Origin of the sequence: Methylobacterium ajmalii, from assembly GCF_016613415.1 — a bacterium.
Classification (GTDB): Bacteria; Pseudomonadota; Alphaproteobacteria; order Rhizobiales; family Beijerinckiaceae; genus Methylobacterium; species Methylobacterium ajmalii.
On the sequence record NZ_JACWCT010000169.1, the window covers coordinates 3,429 to 3,651 of the forward strand.

The window sequence follows — 223 nt, forward strand, 5'->3', positions numbered from 1 at the left end:
AGCGCAGCAGGGCTTCATTGCGAGCAACCTGCTCTACAAATGGACCGGATCAAACCAAGACTGGCGCGGCATCTATCTTGGCACTTACGTAGACGGTGCGACGACTTACTACGCGAGCGACAACATCGCCCGAGACAACATCCTTTATGGCTATGCTGGGGGCGGGGCGGCGGGCGGTGCTGCGGTTGGCATTGACGCCTCGGGCGGAGACGGCAACACGCTG

The 223-nt window shown here is 61.0% G+C and carries 1 protein-coding gene; it reads left to right on the plus strand.

What is annotated here, in order from left to right:
- A partial coding sequence (locus tag HPY23_RS34285; protein ID WP_200649720.1) for a hypothetical protein occupies nucleotides 1-223 on the plus strand: 223 nt, incomplete at both ends.